We start from the raw sequence: 17448 nt of genomic DNA, 5'->3' as shown, positions 1-17448 counted from the left end.
GGCGCACTGACTGCGAGGGACCGCTCTGCCGTCTCCGTTCTGTCGTGCACGGATCAATGCGCGGGCTCGCGCGCCGTCCGTACGGTGGCCGTGCGCCGTCTCCGGTGTCGCCGGGAGCGGCACGCTCAGTACACCGGGAGCGTCCGGGGGCCGAGGTCGTCGCGGGCGGGCGGGCGCGCGAGCCGGACGGTGGCGCCGAGCACGCTGAGGCCCTGCGGGGCGACGACGACGGGCTCCAGCGAGACCGCCACGACCTCGGGGTGGTCGTCGACCAGCCGGGAGACCCGCAGCAACAGCTCCTCCAGGGCCTCCGTGTCGACGGGGGCCGAGCCCCTCCAGCCGAAGAGGAGGGGTGCCGTCCGGATCGACCGGACCAGTGCGGCCGCGTCCCGCTCGGTGGCCGGAATCAGGCGGTGCGCCATGTCCCCGAGCAGCTGCGACGCGGGGCCGGCGAGCCCGAACGAGAGCACCGCTCCGGCAGCGGGGTCCACCACCGTCCGCACGATCGTGTCGACCCCGCGCGGAGCCATGCCCTGCACGACCGGGCGCAGTTCGTCCGGCCCACCGAAGAGTTCCGTCAACTCCGCGTACGCCCGTCGCAGTTGCTCCTCGTCCGCCAGGTCGAGCCGTACGCCGCCCAGGTCGGCGCGGTGCCGCAGGTGCGGGGCGGTGGTCTTGAGCGCGACGGGATAGCCGATGAGCCGCGCCGCCTTCGCGGCCTCGTCGGGCGTCGGCGCGGGGCGCGCCTGCCGCAGGTGGATGCCGTACCGCGCGAGCAGCGCGCCCGTCTCCTCGGCCCCGAGGGTGAGTCCCTCGCCCCTGGCCAGCAGCGCGTCGATCTGCTCGGCCGCGCCCTTCTCGTCGATGTCCTCGTACTCGGGCACCCGGCCCGGCTCCGCCGCGTCCCGCCGCCACTGGGCGTAGTTCACGGCTTCGGAGAGCGCGCGGACGGCCCGCTCGGCGGCGGGGTAGGCGGGGATGAGCCGGGCGCCGGGCGGCTCCGGAGGGGCTGCCGGCACGCGCTGCGCCCCCTCGACGGCCTGGGCCGCCGGCCCGCCGGGGCCTGCCGCGCCGGGGCGTCCCGCGCCTGGTCCTGCCGCGCCGGGGCCGCCGAGAGCTGGTCCTTCCGCGCCGGCGCCGGGCGGCGCACCAGGGCCCCGGACGCCTGAGGCGGGCACGCTCGGGCCCGTGGCCTCCCCCGCCGTGGCCGTGTGTTCCGCCGGGTGGTGCGGGTCGGCGTCGGCAGCCGTCTCCGCGCCCCTCGGTGCCGTGCTCGTCGCGGCCGACAGCGCCTCCGCCAGGCCGCCCAGTTCGACGTGGACGACCAGCACCGGCTTCGACGGGTTCGCGGCGGCGGCCGACATCAGCGCCTCCGCCAGGGCCGCGTCCCCCGGCGACGTCTCGCCCAGCGCGGGTATGGCCGTCACCACCACCGCGTCGCACGAGTCGTCGGCGAGGGCCCGCGACAACGCCGTGTGGAAGTCCCGCGCCGAGGCCCCCGTCGACAGATCCTGCGGCGGCAGCGGTCGCAGCCCCTCGGAGAGACACGCGTCGTACGTGAGCATCCCGAGCGACTCGGAGTTCCCCAGGATCGCCACCCGCGGCCCCGCCGGCAGAGGCTGCCGGGCCAGCAACAGCCCCGCGTCGACCAGTTCCGTGATCGTCTCGACCCGGATCACCCCGGCCTGCCGCAGCAGCGCGGAGACGGTGGTGTGCGGCAGCCGGGTGGCGCGCACCGCGTGCCCCAGGGGCGCGGAGCCATGGCGCGCCCCCTGCACCACCACGAGCGGCTTGACCAGCGCCGTGCGCCGGGCGAGGCGGGTGAACTTGCGCGGGTTGCCGATGGACTCCAGGTACATCAGGACGACATCGGTGTCCGGGTCCTCGTACCAGTACTGGAGGACGTCGTTGCCGGAGACGTCCGCGCGGTTGCCGGACGAGACGAACGTGGAGACGCCCGTGACGCCGGTGACCCCTCCCCCGCGCCGGTGCAGCCGGGAGAGCAGGGCGATCCCGATGGCGCCGGACTGGGCGAAGAGACCGATGCGCCCGGAACGCGGAGTCTCGGGGGCGAGCGAGGCGTTGAGCCGTACGTCGGGGGCGGTGTTGATGATGCCGAAGGCGTTCGGCCCGATGATGCGCATGCCGTACGTGCGGGCCTGGCGCACCAGTTCGCGCTGGCGTTCGCGGCCGTCGGGCCCGCTCTCGGCGTATCCGGCGGAGACGACCACGAGGCCCTGCACGCCGTGTTCCCCGCACTCGGCGACGACCTCGGGGACGTGGGCGGCGGGGACGGCGATCACCGCGAGGTCGACGGGTCCCTCGATGTCGGTGACGGACCGGCGCGCGGGCACCCCGTCGAGTTCCTTCTCGTCCTGCCCGAGCGCCTTGTTCACCGCGTACAGCCGCCCGGTGAAGCCCGCGCCCCGGAGGTTGGCGAGCACGCTGCGACCCACTCCGCCCGGTGTGCGCCCGGCTCCGACGACCGCGACCGAGCCCGGGGCGAGCAGCCGCTGGACTGACCGGGCCTCCGCGCGCTGCTCCCGGGCGCGCTGGACGGCGAGGGAGCGGTCGGTCGGTTCGAGGTCGAACTCCAGCCGGACGACGCCGTCCTCGAAGCTGCGCTGCTGCTGGTACCCGGCGTCGGTGAACACCTTGATCATCTTGCTGTTGGCCGGCAGCACCTCGGCGGCGAAGCGTCTGATGCCGCGCTCGCGGGCCACGGCGGCGATGTGTTCGAGCAGTGCGGAGGCGACGCCGCGGCCCTGGTGGGCGTCCTGTACGAGGAAGGCGACCTCGGCCTCGTCGGCGGGGGCGGACGCGGGCATTCCGTCGGCGCCGATGCGGTCGTAGCGTACGGTGGCGATGAACTCGCCGCCGACGGTGGCGGCGAGCCCCACCCGGTCCACGAAGTCGTGGTGCGTGAAGCGGTGGACGTCCTTGGCGGACAGGCGAGGGTACGGCGCGAAGAAGCGGTAGTACTTCGACTCGTCCGAGACCTGCTCGTAGAAGCTGACGAGACGCTCGGCGTCATCAACGGTGATGGGCCTGATGCGTGCGGTGCCGCCGTCGCGCAGCACCACGTCGGCCTCCCAGTGGGCGGGGTACTCGTGCCGGTCCGACGAGGTCTGCATGGGCCCCAGAGTACGGCTCGCGTCCGACAACGGCGCGGGGCAGTCTGGGGAGGCACGACAGAAGAACAACAGAAGTGCGACAGCCGGTTCGTGGTCAGGCCGTGGGCCCGTTCCGGTCGGTCGCCCCATATGGGAAACTGGTCTAGACAACCCGGTCTAGACCTCTCTGCAGCACCCGAGACACCTGAAGGGCAGCATCACATGGCTGAGCGCCGCGTCAACGTCGGCTGGGCCGAGGGCCTCCACGCCCGACCCGCATCCATCTTCGTCCGGGCCACCACGGCCTCCGGTATCCCCGTGACGATCGCCAAGGCCGACGGGAACCCCGTCAACGCGGCCTCCATGCTCGCGGTCCTGGGCCTCGGTGCCCAGGGCGGCGAGGAGATCGTGCTCGCCTCCGACGCCGAAGGCGCGGACGTCGCGCTGGACCGTTTGGCGAAGCTCGTCGCCGAGGGGCTCGAGGAACTCCCCGAGACGGTCTGAGTGACCGGGTAACCGCAGCGGAAAGGCCTGAAAAAGCCGCCCCGCGCACAACCGAAGGGCTCGTCCGATTTATCGGGCGGGCCCTTCTCATTTACATCCGGTTTCCGTTCTGCGGGCAGCAGGAAAAATGCCCCTCGGAATTCTTCCCTCTTTGTATACGGCGCCCGTGTTAATGCCGCAGGCTCGGCATGTTTACGGGGTGTTGCGAAGTCCTCACACGCTCGGGGCGCTCGGTCCCGCCGGGCCCGGGCGGAAAGCGGAGCCGGTGCGCGGCCGTGGCCCGCTCGGTGTGCAGGGACGTGATCGTCCGAGCGCGGTCGCTGTCGCCGCGCGCGACCGCGTCCACGATGCCGCCGTGCTCCGCCCAGGACTCCATGGGGTCGGACGGCGCCTCGACCGCGTACATCCAGGCGATCTTGTGCCGCAGCTGGGCGAGTGTCGAGGTCAGGGCGGGGCTGCCGGAGGCCTGTGCGAGCGTCTCGTGGAACCAGCCGCCCAGGGAGCGCAGATCCTCGCTGTTGCCCCTCCTGGCCCGCTCCTGGCCCAGCCTGACCAGACCCCGCAACACCTTGAGGTGCGCCTCCGTACGGCGCTGTGCGGCGCGGGCGGCGCCCAGGGGCTCCAGCAGCATGCGCATCTCCAGCAGGTCGGCGGCCTCCTGCTCGGTCGGCTCGGCGACGCACGCGCCCGCGTGCCGGCGCGTCACCACGAAGCCCTCGGCCTCCAGCGTGCGCAGCGCCTCGCGCACGGGCACCCGGCTGACGCCGTAGCGGCGGGCGAGCAGTTCCTCGGTGAGCCGGCTGCCGCGCTCGTAGACACCCGCGACGATGTCATCACGGATCGCCGTGCATACCGAGTGCGCCGGAATACGCATGACCGACCTCCGCCTTAATCCCCGTGAAACGTCGATGATTGACGTGTGTTCCAGCGACTCTATTGCAGCGGAGCGGAATTTCCGATGGCGGACCGGAATCCAGGGATATTTTTTGGACAGGAGGTACGTCACAAGTGGTTCGTAGAACGAGGAAAGCCCCGGCTCGGTGAGCCGGGGCCTCCTGGAAGCGTGGGTGCGCGTCAGACGTTCACGCCGTGCGAGCGCAGGTACGCGGCGGGGTCGATGTCCGAGCCGTACTCGGCCGTCGTCCGGGCCTCGAAGTGCAGATGCGCGCCGGTGACGTTGCCGGTGGCGCCGGAGAGGCCTATCTGCTGGCCGGGGGTGACCGTCTGGCCGACGGAGACGCCGATGGACGACAGGTGGCCGTACTGGGTGTACGTGCCGTCGTTCATCTTGATGACGATGTTGTTGCCGTAGGCACCGCCCCAGCCCGCCTCGACGACCGTGCCGGAGCCGACCGCGTGGACGGCCGTGCCGGACGCGGCGTGGAAGTCGACACCGGTGTGGCTGCCGGAGGACCAGACGGCGCCGCCGGCCTTGTAGCCGGTGGAGATGTAGGAGCCGCTGATGGGGGCGACGTAGGCGTTGAGGCGCTCGCGCTCGGCCGCGCGGGCGGCACGGGCCTTGATCTCCTCGCGCTCCTTGGCGGCGGCACGTTCCTGCTCGGCCTTCTCGGCGGCGGCCTTCCTGGCCTCCTCCTGCGCCTTCTTCTTGACGGCGGCAACCTCGGCGGCCTGCTGCTGGGCCACGGCCTGGGCGTCGACCTGGTCGGCGACCGTGTCGCCGAGGGTGATGATCTGGTTCAGGCCGGTCTGCTCGACGGCGGGCTCCTCCGCGGCGAGCGCGGGGCCGGCGAGGGTGCCGAAGACACCGGTGGTGGTGAGAGCGGCTACGCCCACGTTCCTCGTGGTCGTGCGCTGCACACGGCCGGGACGGCGGTGCTTGCCGGGGGCGCGGGTGAACGCCATGAAGTGGCTGATCCTTTCCTTCCTTCTCGCCTACCGGGTTAGCTGACGGGTTCGGAGCAGGAAGGTCTCCTACGGCTACCCCTCGTTTCGCGTCGCTCGCGAAGGGCACCCGATTCACCCCAGGGACTTCGGTGGGTCCCCGGCTCCCCTGGCTCGCGCCATGGGGACTCGGCGATGACTGTCCGGTGCCGCGGGTGCGGCGAACTTCTGACGAACAGCCGGACTGACGCTAAGTGGGCCGTCTTCGAAATAACAAACGGATCACAGGATTTGTTAACTACGCCACAGGTCAGACACACAACCTCCGCCATCAATACGGACAAACATGGGCCCTGGTGACTCTTCCGTCACCAGGGCCCCACTGACACGCGTCCGTACGGTCGTTCCCCTACTCGGCCGGGACGACGGTGACTTCGCCGATTCCGAGGGCCCTGACGGGCTCCTCGATCTGCGCGGCGTCCCCGACGAGGACGGTCACGAGACGGTCCACCGGGAAGGCGCTCACGGCCGCCGCGGTGGCCTCCACGGTGCCGGTGGCGGCGAGTTGGCGGTACAGCGTCGACTGGTAGTCGTCCGGCAGGTACTGCTCGACCTGGTCGGCCAGCGTGCTCGCCACGGCCGCGGCCGTCTCGAACTTGAGCGGGGCGACCCCGACCAGGTTCTGCACGGCGACGTCGCGCTCGGCGTCGGTCAGGCCCTCGGCGGCGAGGGTGCGCAGCACCGTCCACAGATCGTCCAGCGCCGGCCCGGTGTTGGGGGTGTCGACGGAGCCGCTGATGGCGAGCATCGCGACGCCCGAACCGTCGGGCGCGGCCCGCAGCACCTGGCCGAACGCCCGCACGCCGTAGGTGTAGCCCTTCTCCTCGCGCAGGACGCGGTCCAGACGGGAGGTGAGGGTGCCGCCGAGGCAGTAGGTGCCGAGCACCTGGGCCGGCCACACACGGTCGTGCCGGTCGGCGCCCACGCGGCCGATGAGCAACTGGGTCTGCACGGAACCGGGACGGTCCACGATGATCACGCGCCCGGTGTCGTCGGCGGTCACCGACGGCACGGGCCGCGGGGCGGCCGGTGAGCCGGTCCAGGCGCCCAGGGTGTCGCCGAGCAGCGTGTCGAGGTCGACCCCCGTGAGGTCGCCCACGACCACGGCGGTGGCCGTCGCGGGGCGGACGTGGCGCTCGTAGAAGGCGCGTACGGCCGCGGAGTCGATGCCCTCGACGGTCTCCTCGGTGCCCTGGCGGGGCCGTGACATCCGGGAGGTGGCCGGGAACAGCTGCTTGGAGAGCTCCTTGGCGGCCCGGCGGCCCGGGTTGGCGGTCTCGTGCGGGATCTCGTCGAGCCGGTTGGCCACCAGTCGCTCGATCTCGCCGTCGTCGAACGCGGGGGCCCGCAGGGCGTCGGCGAGCAGGCCGAGGGCCTTCTCCAGCCGCGAGACGGGCACTTCGAGGGACAGGCGTACGCCGGGGTGGTCGGCGTGCGAGTCGAGGGTGGCGCCGCACCGCTCCAGCTCGGCGGCGAACTCCTCGGCCGTGTGCTTGTCGGTGCCCTCGGAGAAGGCCCTGGTCATGATGGTGGCGACGCCCTCGATGCCGGCGGGCTCGGCGTCCAGGGGCGCGTCGAGGAGCACTTCGACGGCGACGACCTGCTGGCCGGGGCGGTGGCAGCGCAGCACGGTCATGCCGTTGTCCAGAGTGCCGCGCTCGGGCGCCGGGAACGCCCAGGGCCTGGCCTCGCCGGCCTGGGGCTGCGGGTGGAATTCCATGGTCGCGAGCTCGGTCACTTCGCCGACTCCTCGGTCTCGTCGGTGGTTCCGGCGGCCTCGGCCGCGGCGGTCTCGTCTTCGGCGCCCTCTTCGGCATCCTCCTCGCCGGCGACGGGCTCGTAGACGAGCACCGCGCGGTTGTCGGGCCTCAGGCGGGCCTTGGCGATCTCCTGGACCTCCTCGGCCGTCACCTCCAGGACCCGGTCGACGGCCGTCAGGGCGAGCTTGGGGTCGCCGAACAGGACCGCGTACCGGCACAGTTCGTCGGCGCGGCCCGCGACCGTGCCGAGCCGGTCCAGCCACTCGCGCTCCAACTGGGCCTGGGCGCGCTCCATCTCCTCGGCCGTGGGGCCCTCGGCGGCGAACCGGGCGAGTTCCTCGTCGACGGCGGCCTCGATGACGGGGACCTCGACGTCGCCGGAGGTCTTCACGTCCAGCCACGCCATGGAGGGCGCGCCGGCCAGCCGCAGCAGGCCGAAGCCCGCCGTCACGGCCGTACGGTCGCGGCGCACGAGCCGGTTGTAGAGGCGCGAGGACTCGCCGCCGCCGAGGATGGTCAGCGCCAGGTCGGCAGCGTCGCACGCGCGCGTGCCGTCCTCCGGCAGCCGGTAGGCGGCCATCAACGCGCGGGCGGGCACGTTCTCCTCGACGACCTCGCGCATTTGCGCGCCCATGATGTCGGGCAGCGCGCCGTCGCGGGGCGCGGGCTTGCCGTCGTAGGAGGGGATGGAGCCGAAGTACTTCTCGACCCAGGCGAGGGTCTGCTCCGGGTCGATGTCGCCGACGATCGACAGGACGGCGTTGTTGGGCGCGTAGTACGTCCTGAAGAACTGCTGGGCGTCCTCCAGGCTGGCCGCCTCCAGGTCGTCCATCGAGCCGATCGGCGTGTGCCGGTAGGGGTGGCCCACCGGGTAGGCCAGGCGGAAGATCTTCTCGAAGGCGGTGCCGTAGGGCACGTTGTCGTACCGCTGGCGGCGCTCGTTCTTGACGACGGCCCGCTGGTTGTCCAGGTTCTTCTGGTCGAGCGCGAGCAGCAGGCTGCCCATGCGGTCGGCCTCCAGCCACAGCGCGAGCTCCAGCTGGTGGGTGGGCATGGTCTCGAAGTAGTTGGTGCGCTCCCAGCTGGTGGTGCCGTTGAGCGAACCGCCCGCGCCCTGGACCAGCTCGAAGTGGCCGTTGTCCTTGACCTGGCCCGAGCCCTGGAACATCAGGTGCTCGAAGAGGTGGGCGAGGCCCGTACGGCCCTCGACCTCGTGGCGCGAACCGACGTCGTACCAGAGGCACACCGCGGCGACCGGGGTCAGGTGGTCCTCGGAGAGCACCACGCGCAGGCCGTTGGCCAGGCGGTGCTCCCTCACTGTCAGGCCTTCGGAGCCGGCCTCGGCTGTGGCCGTGTGACCCATGGGCGGTACGTCCCTTCGATCGCTGTGCTGTGGTCGCGGAATCCGTGGTCTGTCCGTCGTGGAATCGTCGTGGAAACCGCTGTTTTCCTGCCGGTCCTGCCACTGTATGCAAGCGCGCGGACGCCTGGAGAAGTTCCCGGGGCTCGTACGCCGAGAGCGAGACGGGGGTTGCCGCCGACGGTCACTGGTTAAAGTCGGCGCACGCTGTTGACGCGGCGGCTCGGGAGGGCGTGCCCGGCGGTCGGCGCCGGGTCGTGTCGGGCTTGTCAGTGCGGCAGTCCACAATGGTGCGCGTCAGATCCCGTTCACCTCCCGGTGGGAGTGAGCTGGAGACGTGAGCGCCCCGTAGGTGAGCGACCAGAAAAAGAGGAGCCGGCAGCGATGGCCCGCCGCAGCACGAAGACCCCGCCGCCCGACGACGCGTTCGAGGAGCGGATCCTCGACATCGACGTCGTCGACGAGATGCAGGGCTCCTTCCTGGAGTACGCGTACTCGGTCATCTACTCCCGAGCCCTGCCCGACGCCCGCGACGGCCTGAAGCCCGTGCACCGCCGGATCGTCTACCAGATGAACGAGATGGGCCTGCGCCCCGACCGCGGCTATGTGAAGTGCGCCCGCGTCGTCGGCGAGGTCATGGGTAAGTTGCACCCGCACGGCGACTCGTCGATCTACGACGCCCTGGTGCGCCTCGCCCAGCCCTTCTCCATGCGGCTCCCCCTGGTCGACGGCCACGGCAACTTCGGCTCCCTGGGCAACGACGACCCGCCGGCCGCCATGCGGTACACCGAGTGCCGGATGGCCGACGCGACGAGCCTGATGACGGAGTCGATCGACGAGAACACGGTCGACTTCGCGCCGAACTACGACGGCCAGGAGCAGGAGCCGGTGGCGCTGCCCGCCGCCTTCCCGAACCTGCTGGTCAACGGCGCGTCCGGGATCGCCGTCGGGATGGCGACCAACATGCCGCCGCACAACCTGGGCGAGGTCATCGCCGCCGCCCGCCACCTCATCCGGTACCCGAACGCCGACCTGGACACGCTGATGAAGCACGTCCCGGGCCCCGACCTGCCGACCGGCGGGCGGATCGTCGGGCTCTCCGGCATCAAGGACGCGTACGCGACGGGCCGCGGCACCTTCAAGATCCGTGCCACGGTTGCCGTGGAGAACGTCACGGCCCGCCGCAAGGGCCTCGTCGTCACCGAACTGCCCTTCACCGTCGGCCCGGAGAAGGTGATCGCCAAGATCAAGGACCTGGTCGGGGCGAAGAAGCTCCAAGGCATCGCCGACGTCAAGGACCTCACCGACCGCGCGCACGGCCTGCGCCTGGTCATCGAGATCAAGAACGGCTTCGTGCCGGAGGCCGTCCTGGAGCAGCTCTACAAGCTGACGCCGATGGAGGAGTCCTTCGGCATCAACAACGTGGCGCTCGTCGACGGCCAGCCCCTCACCCTGGGCCTGAAGGAGCTGCTGGAGGTCTACCTCGACCACCGCTTCGAGGTCGTCAGGCGCCGCTCGGAGTTCCGCCGCGGCAAGAAGCGCGACCGGCTCCACCTGGTCGAGGGTCTGCTCACCGCGCTGGTGGACATCGACGAGGTCATCCGTCTGATCCGCTCCAGCGACAACTCCGCGCAGGCGAAGGAGCGCCTGATGGAGCGCTTCTCCCTGTCGGACGTCCAGACCCAGTACATCCTGGACACACCGCTGCGCCGCCTCACCCGGTTCGACCGCATCGAGCTGGAGTCCGAGAAGGACAGGCTCAACGCCGAGATCGCCGAGCTGACCCGGATCCTGGAGTCGGACGCGGAGCTGCGCAAGCTGGTCTCCGGTGAACTGGCCTCGGTGGCGAAGAAGTTCGGCACCGAGCGCCGTACGGTGCTGATGGAGTCCTCGGGCACCGCGGTGGCCGCGGTGCCGCTCCAGGTCGCGGACGACCCGTGCCGGGTGCTGCTGTCGTCGACCGGGCTGCTGGCCCGTACGGCCAACGGCGAGCCCTTCACGGCGGACGAGGACGGCAAGCGCGTCAAGCACGACGTCATCGTCTCCGCGGTCCCCGCGACGGCCCGGGGCGAGGTGGGCGCGGTGACCTCGACCGGCCGCCTGCTCCGCCTGAATGTGGTGGACCTGCCGCAGTTGCCGGACACGGCGGTGGCCCCCAACCTCTCGGGCGGCGCCCCGCTCGCGGAGTTCCTCTCCCTCCAGGACGGCGAGACGGTCATCTGCCTGATGACGCTCGACGAGTCGTCGCCGGGGCTGGCCATCGGCACCGAGCAGGGTGTCGTCAAGCGGGTGGTCCCCGACTACCCGTCCAACAAGGGGGAGCTGGAGGTCATCACGCTCAAGGAGGGCGACCGGATCGTCGGCGCGGTCGAACTGCGCACCGGCGAGGAGGACCTGGTCTTCATCACGGACGACGCGCAGTTGCTGCGCTACCAGGCCGCCCAGGTCCGCCCGCAGGGCCGCCCCGCCGGGGGTATGGCGGGCATCAAGCTCACCGAGGGCGCGAAGGTCATCTCCTTCACGGCCGTCGACCCGGCCGTGGACGCGGTGGTGTTCACCGTCGCCGGTTCCCGGGGCACCCTGGACGACTCCGTCCAGACCACGGCCAAGCTGACCCCGTTCGACCAGTACCCGCGCAAGGGCCGCGCCACGGGCGGTGTCCGCTGCCAGCGGTTCCTCAAGGGCGAGGACTGCCTGTCCGTCGCCTGGGCGGGACCCGCCCCGGCCCGCGCCGCGCAGAAGAACGGCGCCCCGGCGGACCTCCCGGAGATGGACCCGCGCCGCGACGGCTCGGGTGTGTCCCTGGGCAAGACGGTGGCGTCGGTGGCGGGACCGGTGTGAGCCCCGGCCGTCACAGGTTGTCGTAGGAAGCCTCGGGTTCCTCGGCCTCCCCCTCCCGTACGTAGCGGAGGACGCCCCACATGCCGTGCTCGTCGGCGTGTAGGGCGTCGTTCGTGCACGCCTGCAACTCCTTGCGCAGAGCTGCGGCGTCGATCCCGGCCCCGATGAGCACGAGCTGAGTGCGTCGGGGCTCGTCACCGTTCCGGTCGCCGTCCGTCCAGGGCTCGGGGTGGAACCGCAGGAACCGCCCCACGGCATGCACGCTGTAGCGGTTCAGGGGGTCGTACGGGCCGAAGTCCACATACCCCTTGATCCGGTACAGCCCGTCGGCTCTCCCGTCCAGGAAGTCCATGAGCCGCCGGGGGTCGATCGGCACGTCGGAGACGAAGGAGACGCTGTCGTAGCCGGTGTGCAGATGCCCGGCGTGATCCTCGTCGTGGTCGTGCCGGGAGAGGTCGTCGAAGGAGAGCTGGCCGATGCGCTCCTCGGAGGGCCTGCAGTCGAACAGGAACTCGGGGTCGATCCGCCCGTAGGTGGCGGGCACGACCGCCGCCCCATCGCTGAGCGAGCGGACGAGCGCCAGGACTCCCGCCCCGTCCTCGGCCCGGTCGAGCTTGTTGACGACCACCAGGTCGGCGATGGCGAGATGACGGTCGATCTCGGGATGCAGCTCCCGGGTCCGCGCGAACTCGGCCGCGTCGACGACCTCGACCAGCCCGCCGTACATCACCCTGGGGTTCTCGCTGGCGAGCACCATCCGCACGAGTTCCTGCGGTTCGGCGAGCCCGCTCGCCTCGATGACGATGACGTCGATCCCGGCGGCGGGATCGGCGAGCCGCTCCAGATACCGGTCCAGCTCCTCGACGTCGACGGCGCAGCACAGACACCCGTTGCCCAGTGACACGGTGGAGTCCCCGAGCGCGCCGGCCACGGCCATCGCGTCGATCTCGATCGCGCCGAAGTCGTTGACCACGGCGCCGATCCGGCTGCCGCCGCTGCGGTGGAGCAGGTGGTTCAGCAGGGTCGTCTTGCCGGATCCGAGGAACCCGGCGAGGACGACGACGGGGATCTGCGGCACCTGCCGCGGACTCGACCCCGGACCCCGGCTCGACGACTGGCTCAACACGCGCCCTCTCCCAGACCGTTGCTCTCCTGTGCCGCTCGCATGCCGCACCAGGATACGAGTGGTGCCGCACACCCCCCGAGAGATTGTCAGCGGCGCCCGTGGGGCACACGATGGGCATGGCGCCGGGTCGCGCGACCCACGCATCCTTCCGTGCGCCTCCTCTCCGCCTCCCGGTGGACGAGCGCCTCTCGGGACACTGGGAGACGGCAAGCGCCGCCCACCGCTCGCCGGTCCCCAACCTGTCGACCCACACCCGACGACCGGCGGACGGCCGCCTGAATCGGGGATTGACATGGCCACACAGAATCATGGGGCGCGGGGACTCGGCCCCGCCGCGGCAGCGGGTCTCGCCTTCGCGGTGGGAGCGCTGGGCGCGTTCGCCGTGGAGCGGCGCATCAGCACCTTGCTCCGGCGCCTGGAACGACTGGAACGCGAGACGGAACAGCGCGCGGCACTGATCGCCTACCAGCGGCACAACTTCGACCTGGTCATGAAGGCCGCCGCGGACCCGACCCTGCTGCCCGTCCTGAACGCCTACGAGGAGGAACTGTCCACCGACCGGCAACGGCAGTACCTCTTCGCCAACCTCCTCTACACCCACGTCCTTCAGGGTTACCGGGTCGGCGTCTTCAGTCGGGCCGAGCTGTACGGGCACCTCCGCGGGATCTTCCAGAGCGCGCTGATGCGCGACTACTGGGCAGCCACGCGCCACCACCGGTCGAGCCTGAAGGAGGGGTCGGAGGAGTCGGAGATCGGCAGGATGGTCGACACCCTGATCAACGATCTGGAGGAGGCGAGCACGGACGAGTGGTGGGTCGTGGGCGAACCTCCCGCCGAGTGAAGCCCTTCACCCCGCACGGCGCTCGTCTCGCGCGGCGCGACCCCTCTCCCACGCTTCACTCCAGCGCGCCTTCGATGCATGCGCATCAACCGGGCTCATGGGGCAAAATTAGCCCGCTCGTATCACTACTCATGACCCAAGGATCGAACCCGTTGAAAATCGTGCGCCGCATCGGTGCCTCGCCCCGCGAGAGGGGCAGCGCCGCGGGGCAGACGTGCCCAGACATCTTCGAACTGCAAGACGGCAACTTCGCAGTGATCGGGACAGATCGGACAGAGAAACTCGACCCCGAGCTTCCTGCCGACGCCTCGCGCGCTGACTACGAGAGGATCGTGGTCATCAGCCGCGAGACTCTCATCCGGGCAAAGTCGGACATCCCCGACGCCTGATCCTGAACGGGGGCTCGCCTGCACTACAGCGCGGGCCCCTCGCGTCGCCGCCCCGCGCCGATGTCACGACCGCCGTTCCGCCCCGCCCGGCGCCGCGCCGCGCCAGTGAACCGCGCCGGTGAGCCGCGCTCCGACCCTTCCTTCGGCCCAGCCGGAGTTCGGTAGCAGGTAAGTCAGGTTAGGCTCACCTCTGTGAGTACGTGCACATCCGCGTCCCGACACCTCGACGAGCCTCTCGCGGGGACCGCCGCCACGGCGAGGACATGGCTGCTGCTGGAACAGCCGGGCCCCTGGGGCGTCAAGGCGCTCACCTCGAGCCACCTCGACCCCGCGCTCGGCCGCGCCCTCGAAGCCGCGACGGAGGGCACCGGCGTACGCGTGGCGCTCATCCGGCGCCCCGGCCGCCACGCGGACTGCCGCGCGGTCCGCGAGCGCCAGGTGTACGTGGCCCACACCGCTCCCGGGAACGTCTGGCTGCACGGCGCCACGACGTCCGACCCCGAGCGGCTGCTCGACCTCGATCTGGCCGCGCTCGGCAGGGGCGAACACCACACGATCGGAACCGTTCTGGGCGGGCGGCCCCACACCGGTGATCCTCTCGCGCTCGTCTGCACCAACGGCAAGCGCGACCGCTGCTGTGCGCTGCTCGGCCGCCCGCTCGCCGCCGAGCTGGCCGCCTCCGGGGTCGAGGGCACCTGGGAGGTCACCCATCTGGGTGGTCACCGCTTCTCCCCGACCCTGCTCGTGCTGCCCTTCGGCTACGTGTACGGCCGCGCCGAGGCCCATCACGTCAAGGAGGTCCTCCAGGGCGTGCGGGAGGGCCGGGTCGTCACCGAGGGGTGCCGCGGAAGCTCCGCCTGGGAACGCCCCGGGCAGGCTGCCGAGCTGGCGGTGCGCACCGAGTCCGGCGAGGACATCGCCGGCGCCCTGACGGTCGTCCGCACGGACGGCACGGCCCCCCGCTGGGACGTCGTCGTCGCCCACACCGACGGCCGCCGCTGGACCGTCACCGTCGCCCAAGGCACCGCCGAGCCGCCCCGCCAGGAAAGCTGCGGTTCCCTCTTGGGCTCCCCCACGAGGATGGATGTACTGGCCGTACGCGAGCTGACACCCGCGACCGTCGTGTAGCCGACCACGCGATCCCGCCGTCGTCGCGCAAACACCCGGTGGGTGAGATGCGCGCCACACCCCACTACGGCCGACCCGCCCCGTCCACGTACCGTCATGGGTATGAGCCCCACTCCCCCCGCACGCCGCCTGCGTCTCGGTATGCCGCGGCGGGTGTTCTCGCAGGTCCTGCTGATGCAGGTGGCGATCGCCGCCGGTGTCGCCGTCCTCGCGACCGGGCTGTTCCTCGCACCGCTCAGCGACCAGCTGGACGACCAGGCGATGCGCCGGGCCCTCGCCATAGCGCAGACCACGGCGGCCCAGCCGCAGATCGCGGAGGACCTGGTCTCGACGAAGCCGTCCGTGAACGGTCCCGTGCAGGTCGAGGCGGAGCGGATCCGGAAGGCCAGCGGGGCCGAGTACGTGGTCGTGATGGACCGCGAGGGGGTGCGCTGGTCGCACCCCGACCCGGCGGAGATCGGCGGGCTCGTCTCCACCGACCCGCGTCGCGCCCTGGCCGGCGACGAGGTCATGGAGATCGACTCGGGGACCCTCGGACGCTCGGCCCGGGGCAAGGTGCCGCTGCGCGACACCGGCGGGCAGATCGTCGGCGCCGTCTCGGTGGGGATCGAGTACGACAGCGTGCGCGCCCGGCTGATCCACGCGATCCCCGGGCTGCTGGCCTATGCCGGCGGGGCCATGGCGGTCGGGGCGCTCGCCGCGTACCTGATCTCCCGACGGGTCCATCGCCAGACCCGTGACCTGGCCTTCTCCGACATCGCGGGGCTGCTGGCGGAGCGCGAGGCGATGCTGCACGGCATCCGCGAGGGCGTGGTCGCCCTGGACCGCGCCGGGCGCGTGCGCCTCCTCAACGACGAGGCACGGCGCCTGCTCGGGATCGGTGACGAGGCGCTCGGCAGGTCGCTCGACGACGCGCTCGGCCCCGGCCGTACGACCGATGTGCTGGCCGGCCGCGTCACGGGCACCGACCTGCTGACCGTGCGCGGCCACCGCGTGCTGGTCGCCAACCGCATGCCCACGGACGACGGGGGCGCCGTGGCCACCCTCCGCGACCGCACCGAGTTGGAGCAGCTGGGCCGTGAGCTCGACTCCACGCGCGGTCTGACGGACGCCCTGCGCGCCCAGGACCACGAGCACGCCAACCGGATGCACACACTCCTCGGCCTGCTCGAACTGGAGCTGTACGACGAGGCCGTGGAGTTCGTCGGCGAGGTGGTCGGCGACCACCGGGCGACCGCCGAGCAGGTCACCGAGAAGATCCACGATCCCCTGCTCGCCGCGGTGCTGGTCGGCAAGGCGACCGTCGCGGCCGAGCGCGGAGTGGCCCTGTCGCTCGCGGGCGGCACACTGCTGCCGGACCGGCTGATCGACCCCCGGGGCCTGGTCACCGTCGTCGGCAACCTCGTCGACAACGCCCTGGACGCCGTCGCGGGCACCCCGCACGCGCGCGTGGAGGTCGAGCTGCGCGCCGAGGGCCGTACGGCGATCCTCCGGGTACGGGACACGGGCCCCGGAGTGCCGTCCGACAAGCGGGAGTTGATCTTCACGGACGGCTGGTCCACCAAGACGCGCCCGGCCCACCGCGAACGCGGCATCGGGCTCTCCCTGGTGCGCCGGCTCGCCGAGCGGCAGGGAGGCAGCGCCCGGGTCGACGAGGCGGAGGGCGGTGGCGCGGAGTTCACCGTCGTCCTGCCCGACGCACTCGCCGAACCGGGCCCGCAGCGGGAAACCGAAGCCGCCGTCACCGCCGCCGACAAGGAGTCGCGATGATCGAGGTCCTGATCGTGGACGACGACGTCAGAGTCGCCCGCGTCAACGCCGCCTACGTGGAGAAGGTCGCCGGTTTCCACGTCGCCGGTGTGGCCCACAACGCGGCGGAGGCGTTGCACCTGTTGGAGACGTCTCCCCACGTGGACCTGGTCCTCCTGGACCACTACCTGCCGGACGAGACGGGCCTCGTGGTCGTCCAGGAGATGCGCCGACGGGGTCATGAGACCGACGTCATCATGGTGACGGCCGCACGCGACGTCTCGACCGTCCAGGCGGCGATGCGCCAGGGGGCACTCCAGTACCTGGTGAAACCGTTCGCGTTCGCCGGGCTGCGGGCGAAGCTGGAGGCGTACGCGGAGCTGCGGCGCACCCTGGACGGCGGCGGTGAGGCCGAACAGGCCGAGGTCGACCGGATCTTCGGCGCGCTCTCGGCGGGCGGAGAACCGGACCTGCCCAAGGGGCACTCCCCCACCACCACCGAACTCGTGCGTCGTGCCCTGATGACCGCCGAGGGCGCGCTGTCCGCCCAGGAGATCGCCGAGCGGACGGGCCTGAGCCGTCAGACCGCCCAGCGTTATCTGAAGCTCCTGGAGCGCACGGGACGGGCCCGGCTGACCCTCAAGTACGGCGACGCGGGGCGCCCGGAGCACCGCTACGAGTGGGCGACGCGCTCCTGAGGGACCTGTAGCACACGCTTCTCCGACGAAGCCGCAA

General features: G+C 71.6%; 13 protein-coding genes and 1 riboswitch. Of the genes, 7 read left to right on the top strand and 6 right to left on the bottom strand.

Going from position 1 to position 17448, the window contains the following annotated elements:
• Nucleotides 1-125: 125 nt before the first annotated feature.
• Nucleotides 126-3134, bottom strand: coding sequence for a bifunctional acetate--CoA ligase family protein/GNAT family N-acetyltransferase (locus L3078_RS33630; RefSeq protein WP_239757681.1), 3009 nt, complete (start codon nucleotides 3132-3134; stop codon nucleotides 126-128).
• A 201-nt stretch (nucleotides 3135-3335) separates the two neighbouring features.
• Here L3078_RS33630 and L3078_RS33625 point away from each other — a divergent pair, with 201 nt between their 5' ends.
• Nucleotides 3336-3617 carry an HPr family phosphocarrier protein gene (locus tag L3078_RS33625; RefSeq protein WP_037700813.1) on the top strand — a complete coding sequence of 94 codons (282 nt, stop codon included), beginning with the start codon at nucleotides 3336-3338 and terminating at the stop codon, nucleotides 3615-3617.
• Between the two features lie 169 nt (nucleotides 3618-3786).
• On the opposite strand, the gene L3078_RS33620 is transcribed toward L3078_RS33625, so the two are convergent.
• The 4 genes from L3078_RS33620 to L3078_RS33605 form a co-directional block, all read right to left on the bottom strand.
• Nucleotides 3787-4491: a GntR family transcriptional regulator gene (locus L3078_RS33620; RefSeq protein WP_239757680.1), complete on the bottom strand. Its 705-nt coding sequence runs from the start codon at nucleotides 4489-4491 to the stop codon at nucleotides 3787-3789.
• Nucleotides 4492-4691: 200 nt separating this feature from the next.
• Nucleotides 4692-5480 carry a M23 family metallopeptidase gene (locus L3078_RS33615; RefSeq protein ID WP_237313176.1) on the bottom strand — a complete coding sequence of 263 codons (789 nt, stop codon included), beginning with the start codon at nucleotides 5478-5480 and terminating at the stop codon, nucleotides 4692-4694.
• A gap of 13 nt (nucleotides 5481-5493) precedes the next feature.
• Nucleotides 5494-5664, bottom strand: a riboswitch (cyclic di-AMP (ydaO/yuaA leader).
• A 204-nt stretch (nucleotides 5665-5868) separates the two neighbouring features.
• Complete coding sequence (locus L3078_RS33610; protein ID WP_239757679.1) at nucleotides 5869-7257, bottom strand: M16 family metallopeptidase; 1389 nt, start codon at nucleotides 7255-7257, stop codon at nucleotides 5869-5871.
• Nucleotides 7254-8642, bottom strand: a complete 1389-nt coding sequence (locus L3078_RS33605) for a M16 family metallopeptidase (protein WP_239757677.1) — start codon at nucleotides 8640-8642, stop codon at nucleotides 7254-7256. Before L3078_RS33605 ends, L3078_RS33610 begins: the two co-directional genes overlap by 4 nt.
• Before the next feature lie 381 nt (nucleotides 8643-9023).
• Here L3078_RS33605 and L3078_RS33600 point away from each other — a divergent pair, with 381 nt between their 5' ends.
• Nucleotides 9024-11480: a DNA gyrase/topoisomerase IV subunit A gene (locus tag L3078_RS33600; RefSeq protein WP_239757676.1), complete on the top strand. Its 2457-nt coding sequence runs from the start codon at nucleotides 9024-9026 to the stop codon at nucleotides 11478-11480.
• Between the two features lie 10 nt (nucleotides 11481-11490).
• Here the strand turns inward: L3078_RS33600 and L3078_RS33595 are convergent, their stop codons facing one another.
• Nucleotides 11491-12603 (bottom strand): CobW family GTP-binding protein, encoded by a 1113-nt coding sequence (locus L3078_RS33595; protein ID WP_420864197.1) that lies wholly within the window; start codon nucleotides 12601-12603, stop codon nucleotides 11491-11493.
• Nucleotides 12604-12898: 295 nt separating this feature from the next.
• On the opposite strand from L3078_RS33595, the gene L3078_RS33590 reads away from it, so the two are divergent.
• The 5 genes from L3078_RS33590 to L3078_RS33570 all read left to right on the top strand — a co-directional run bounded on the left by L3078_RS33590 (nucleotide 12899) and on the right by L3078_RS33570 (nucleotide 17411).
• On the top strand, nucleotides 12899-13447 hold the full coding sequence (locus L3078_RS33590) for a DUF6082 family protein (RefSeq protein ID WP_239757674.1): 549 nt from the start codon (nucleotides 12899-12901) through the stop codon (nucleotides 13445-13447).
• A 152-nt stretch (nucleotides 13448-13599) separates the two neighbouring features.
• On the top strand, nucleotides 13600-13836 hold the full coding sequence (locus tag L3078_RS33585) for a hypothetical protein (protein WP_033525166.1): 237 nt from the start codon (nucleotides 13600-13602) through the stop codon (nucleotides 13834-13836).
• A 192-nt stretch (nucleotides 13837-14028) separates the two neighbouring features.
• Nucleotides 14029-14964, top strand: a complete 936-nt coding sequence (locus L3078_RS33580) for a sucrase ferredoxin (RefSeq protein WP_239757673.1) — start codon at nucleotides 14029-14031, stop codon at nucleotides 14962-14964.
• Between the two features lie 102 nt (nucleotides 14965-15066).
• The gene (locus L3078_RS33575; RefSeq protein WP_239757672.1) at nucleotides 15067-16734 is read left to right on the top strand and encodes an ATP-binding protein; all 1668 of its coding nucleotides are present in this window, start codon (nucleotides 15067-15069) and stop codon (nucleotides 16732-16734) included.
• On the top strand, nucleotides 16731-17411 hold the full coding sequence (locus L3078_RS33570; protein WP_239757671.1) for a response regulator: 681 nt from the start codon (nucleotides 16731-16733) through the stop codon (nucleotides 17409-17411). Before L3078_RS33575 ends, L3078_RS33570 begins: the two co-directional genes overlap by 4 nt.
• Nucleotides 17412-17448 lie beyond the last annotated feature (37 nt).

It is taken from the genome of Streptomyces deccanensis, from assembly GCF_022385335.1.
GTDB classification, from domain to species: domain Bacteria; phylum Actinomycetota; class Actinomycetes; order Streptomycetales; family Streptomycetaceae; genus Streptomyces; species Streptomyces deccanensis.
Note: the sequence above shows the minus strand (reverse complement) of the source record. Positions and strands in the feature narration are given on the sequence as shown.

Bases quoted from the DNA above. Each gene is read 5' to 3' on its own strand.
- L3078_RS33625 (WP_037700813.1), top strand. From the start codon at position 3,336: ATGGCTGAGCGCCGCGTCAACGTCGGCTGGGCCGAGGGCCTCCACGCC.
- L3078_RS33590 (WP_239757674.1), top strand. From the start codon at position 12,899: ATGGCCACACAGAATCATGGGGCGCGGGGACTCGGCCCCGCCGCGGCA.
- L3078_RS33570 (WP_239757671.1), top strand. From the start codon at position 16,731: ATGATCGAGGTCCTGATCGTGGACGACGACGTCAGAGTCGCCCGCGTC.
- L3078_RS33620 (WP_239757680.1), bottom strand. From the start codon at position 4,491: ATGCGTATTCCGGCGCACTCGGTATGCACGGCGATCCGTGATGACATC.
- L3078_RS33605 (WP_239757677.1), bottom strand. From the start codon at position 8,642: ATGGGTCACACGGCCACAGCCGAGGCCGGCTCCGAAGGCCTGACAGTG.
- L3078_RS33575 (WP_239757672.1), top strand. From the start codon at position 15,067: ATGAGCCCCACTCCCCCCGCACGCCGCCTGCGTCTCGGTATGCCGCGG.
- L3078_RS33600 (WP_239757676.1), top strand. From the start codon at position 9,024: ATGGCCCGCCGCAGCACGAAGACCCCGCCGCCCGACGACGCGTTCGAG.
- L3078_RS33615 (WP_237313176.1), bottom strand. From the start codon at position 5,480: ATGGCGTTCACCCGCGCCCCCGGCAAGCACCGCCGTCCCGGCCGTGTG.
- L3078_RS33630 (WP_239757681.1), bottom strand. From the start codon at position 3,134: ATGCAGACCTCGTCGGACCGGCACGAGTACCCCGCCCACTGGGAGGCC.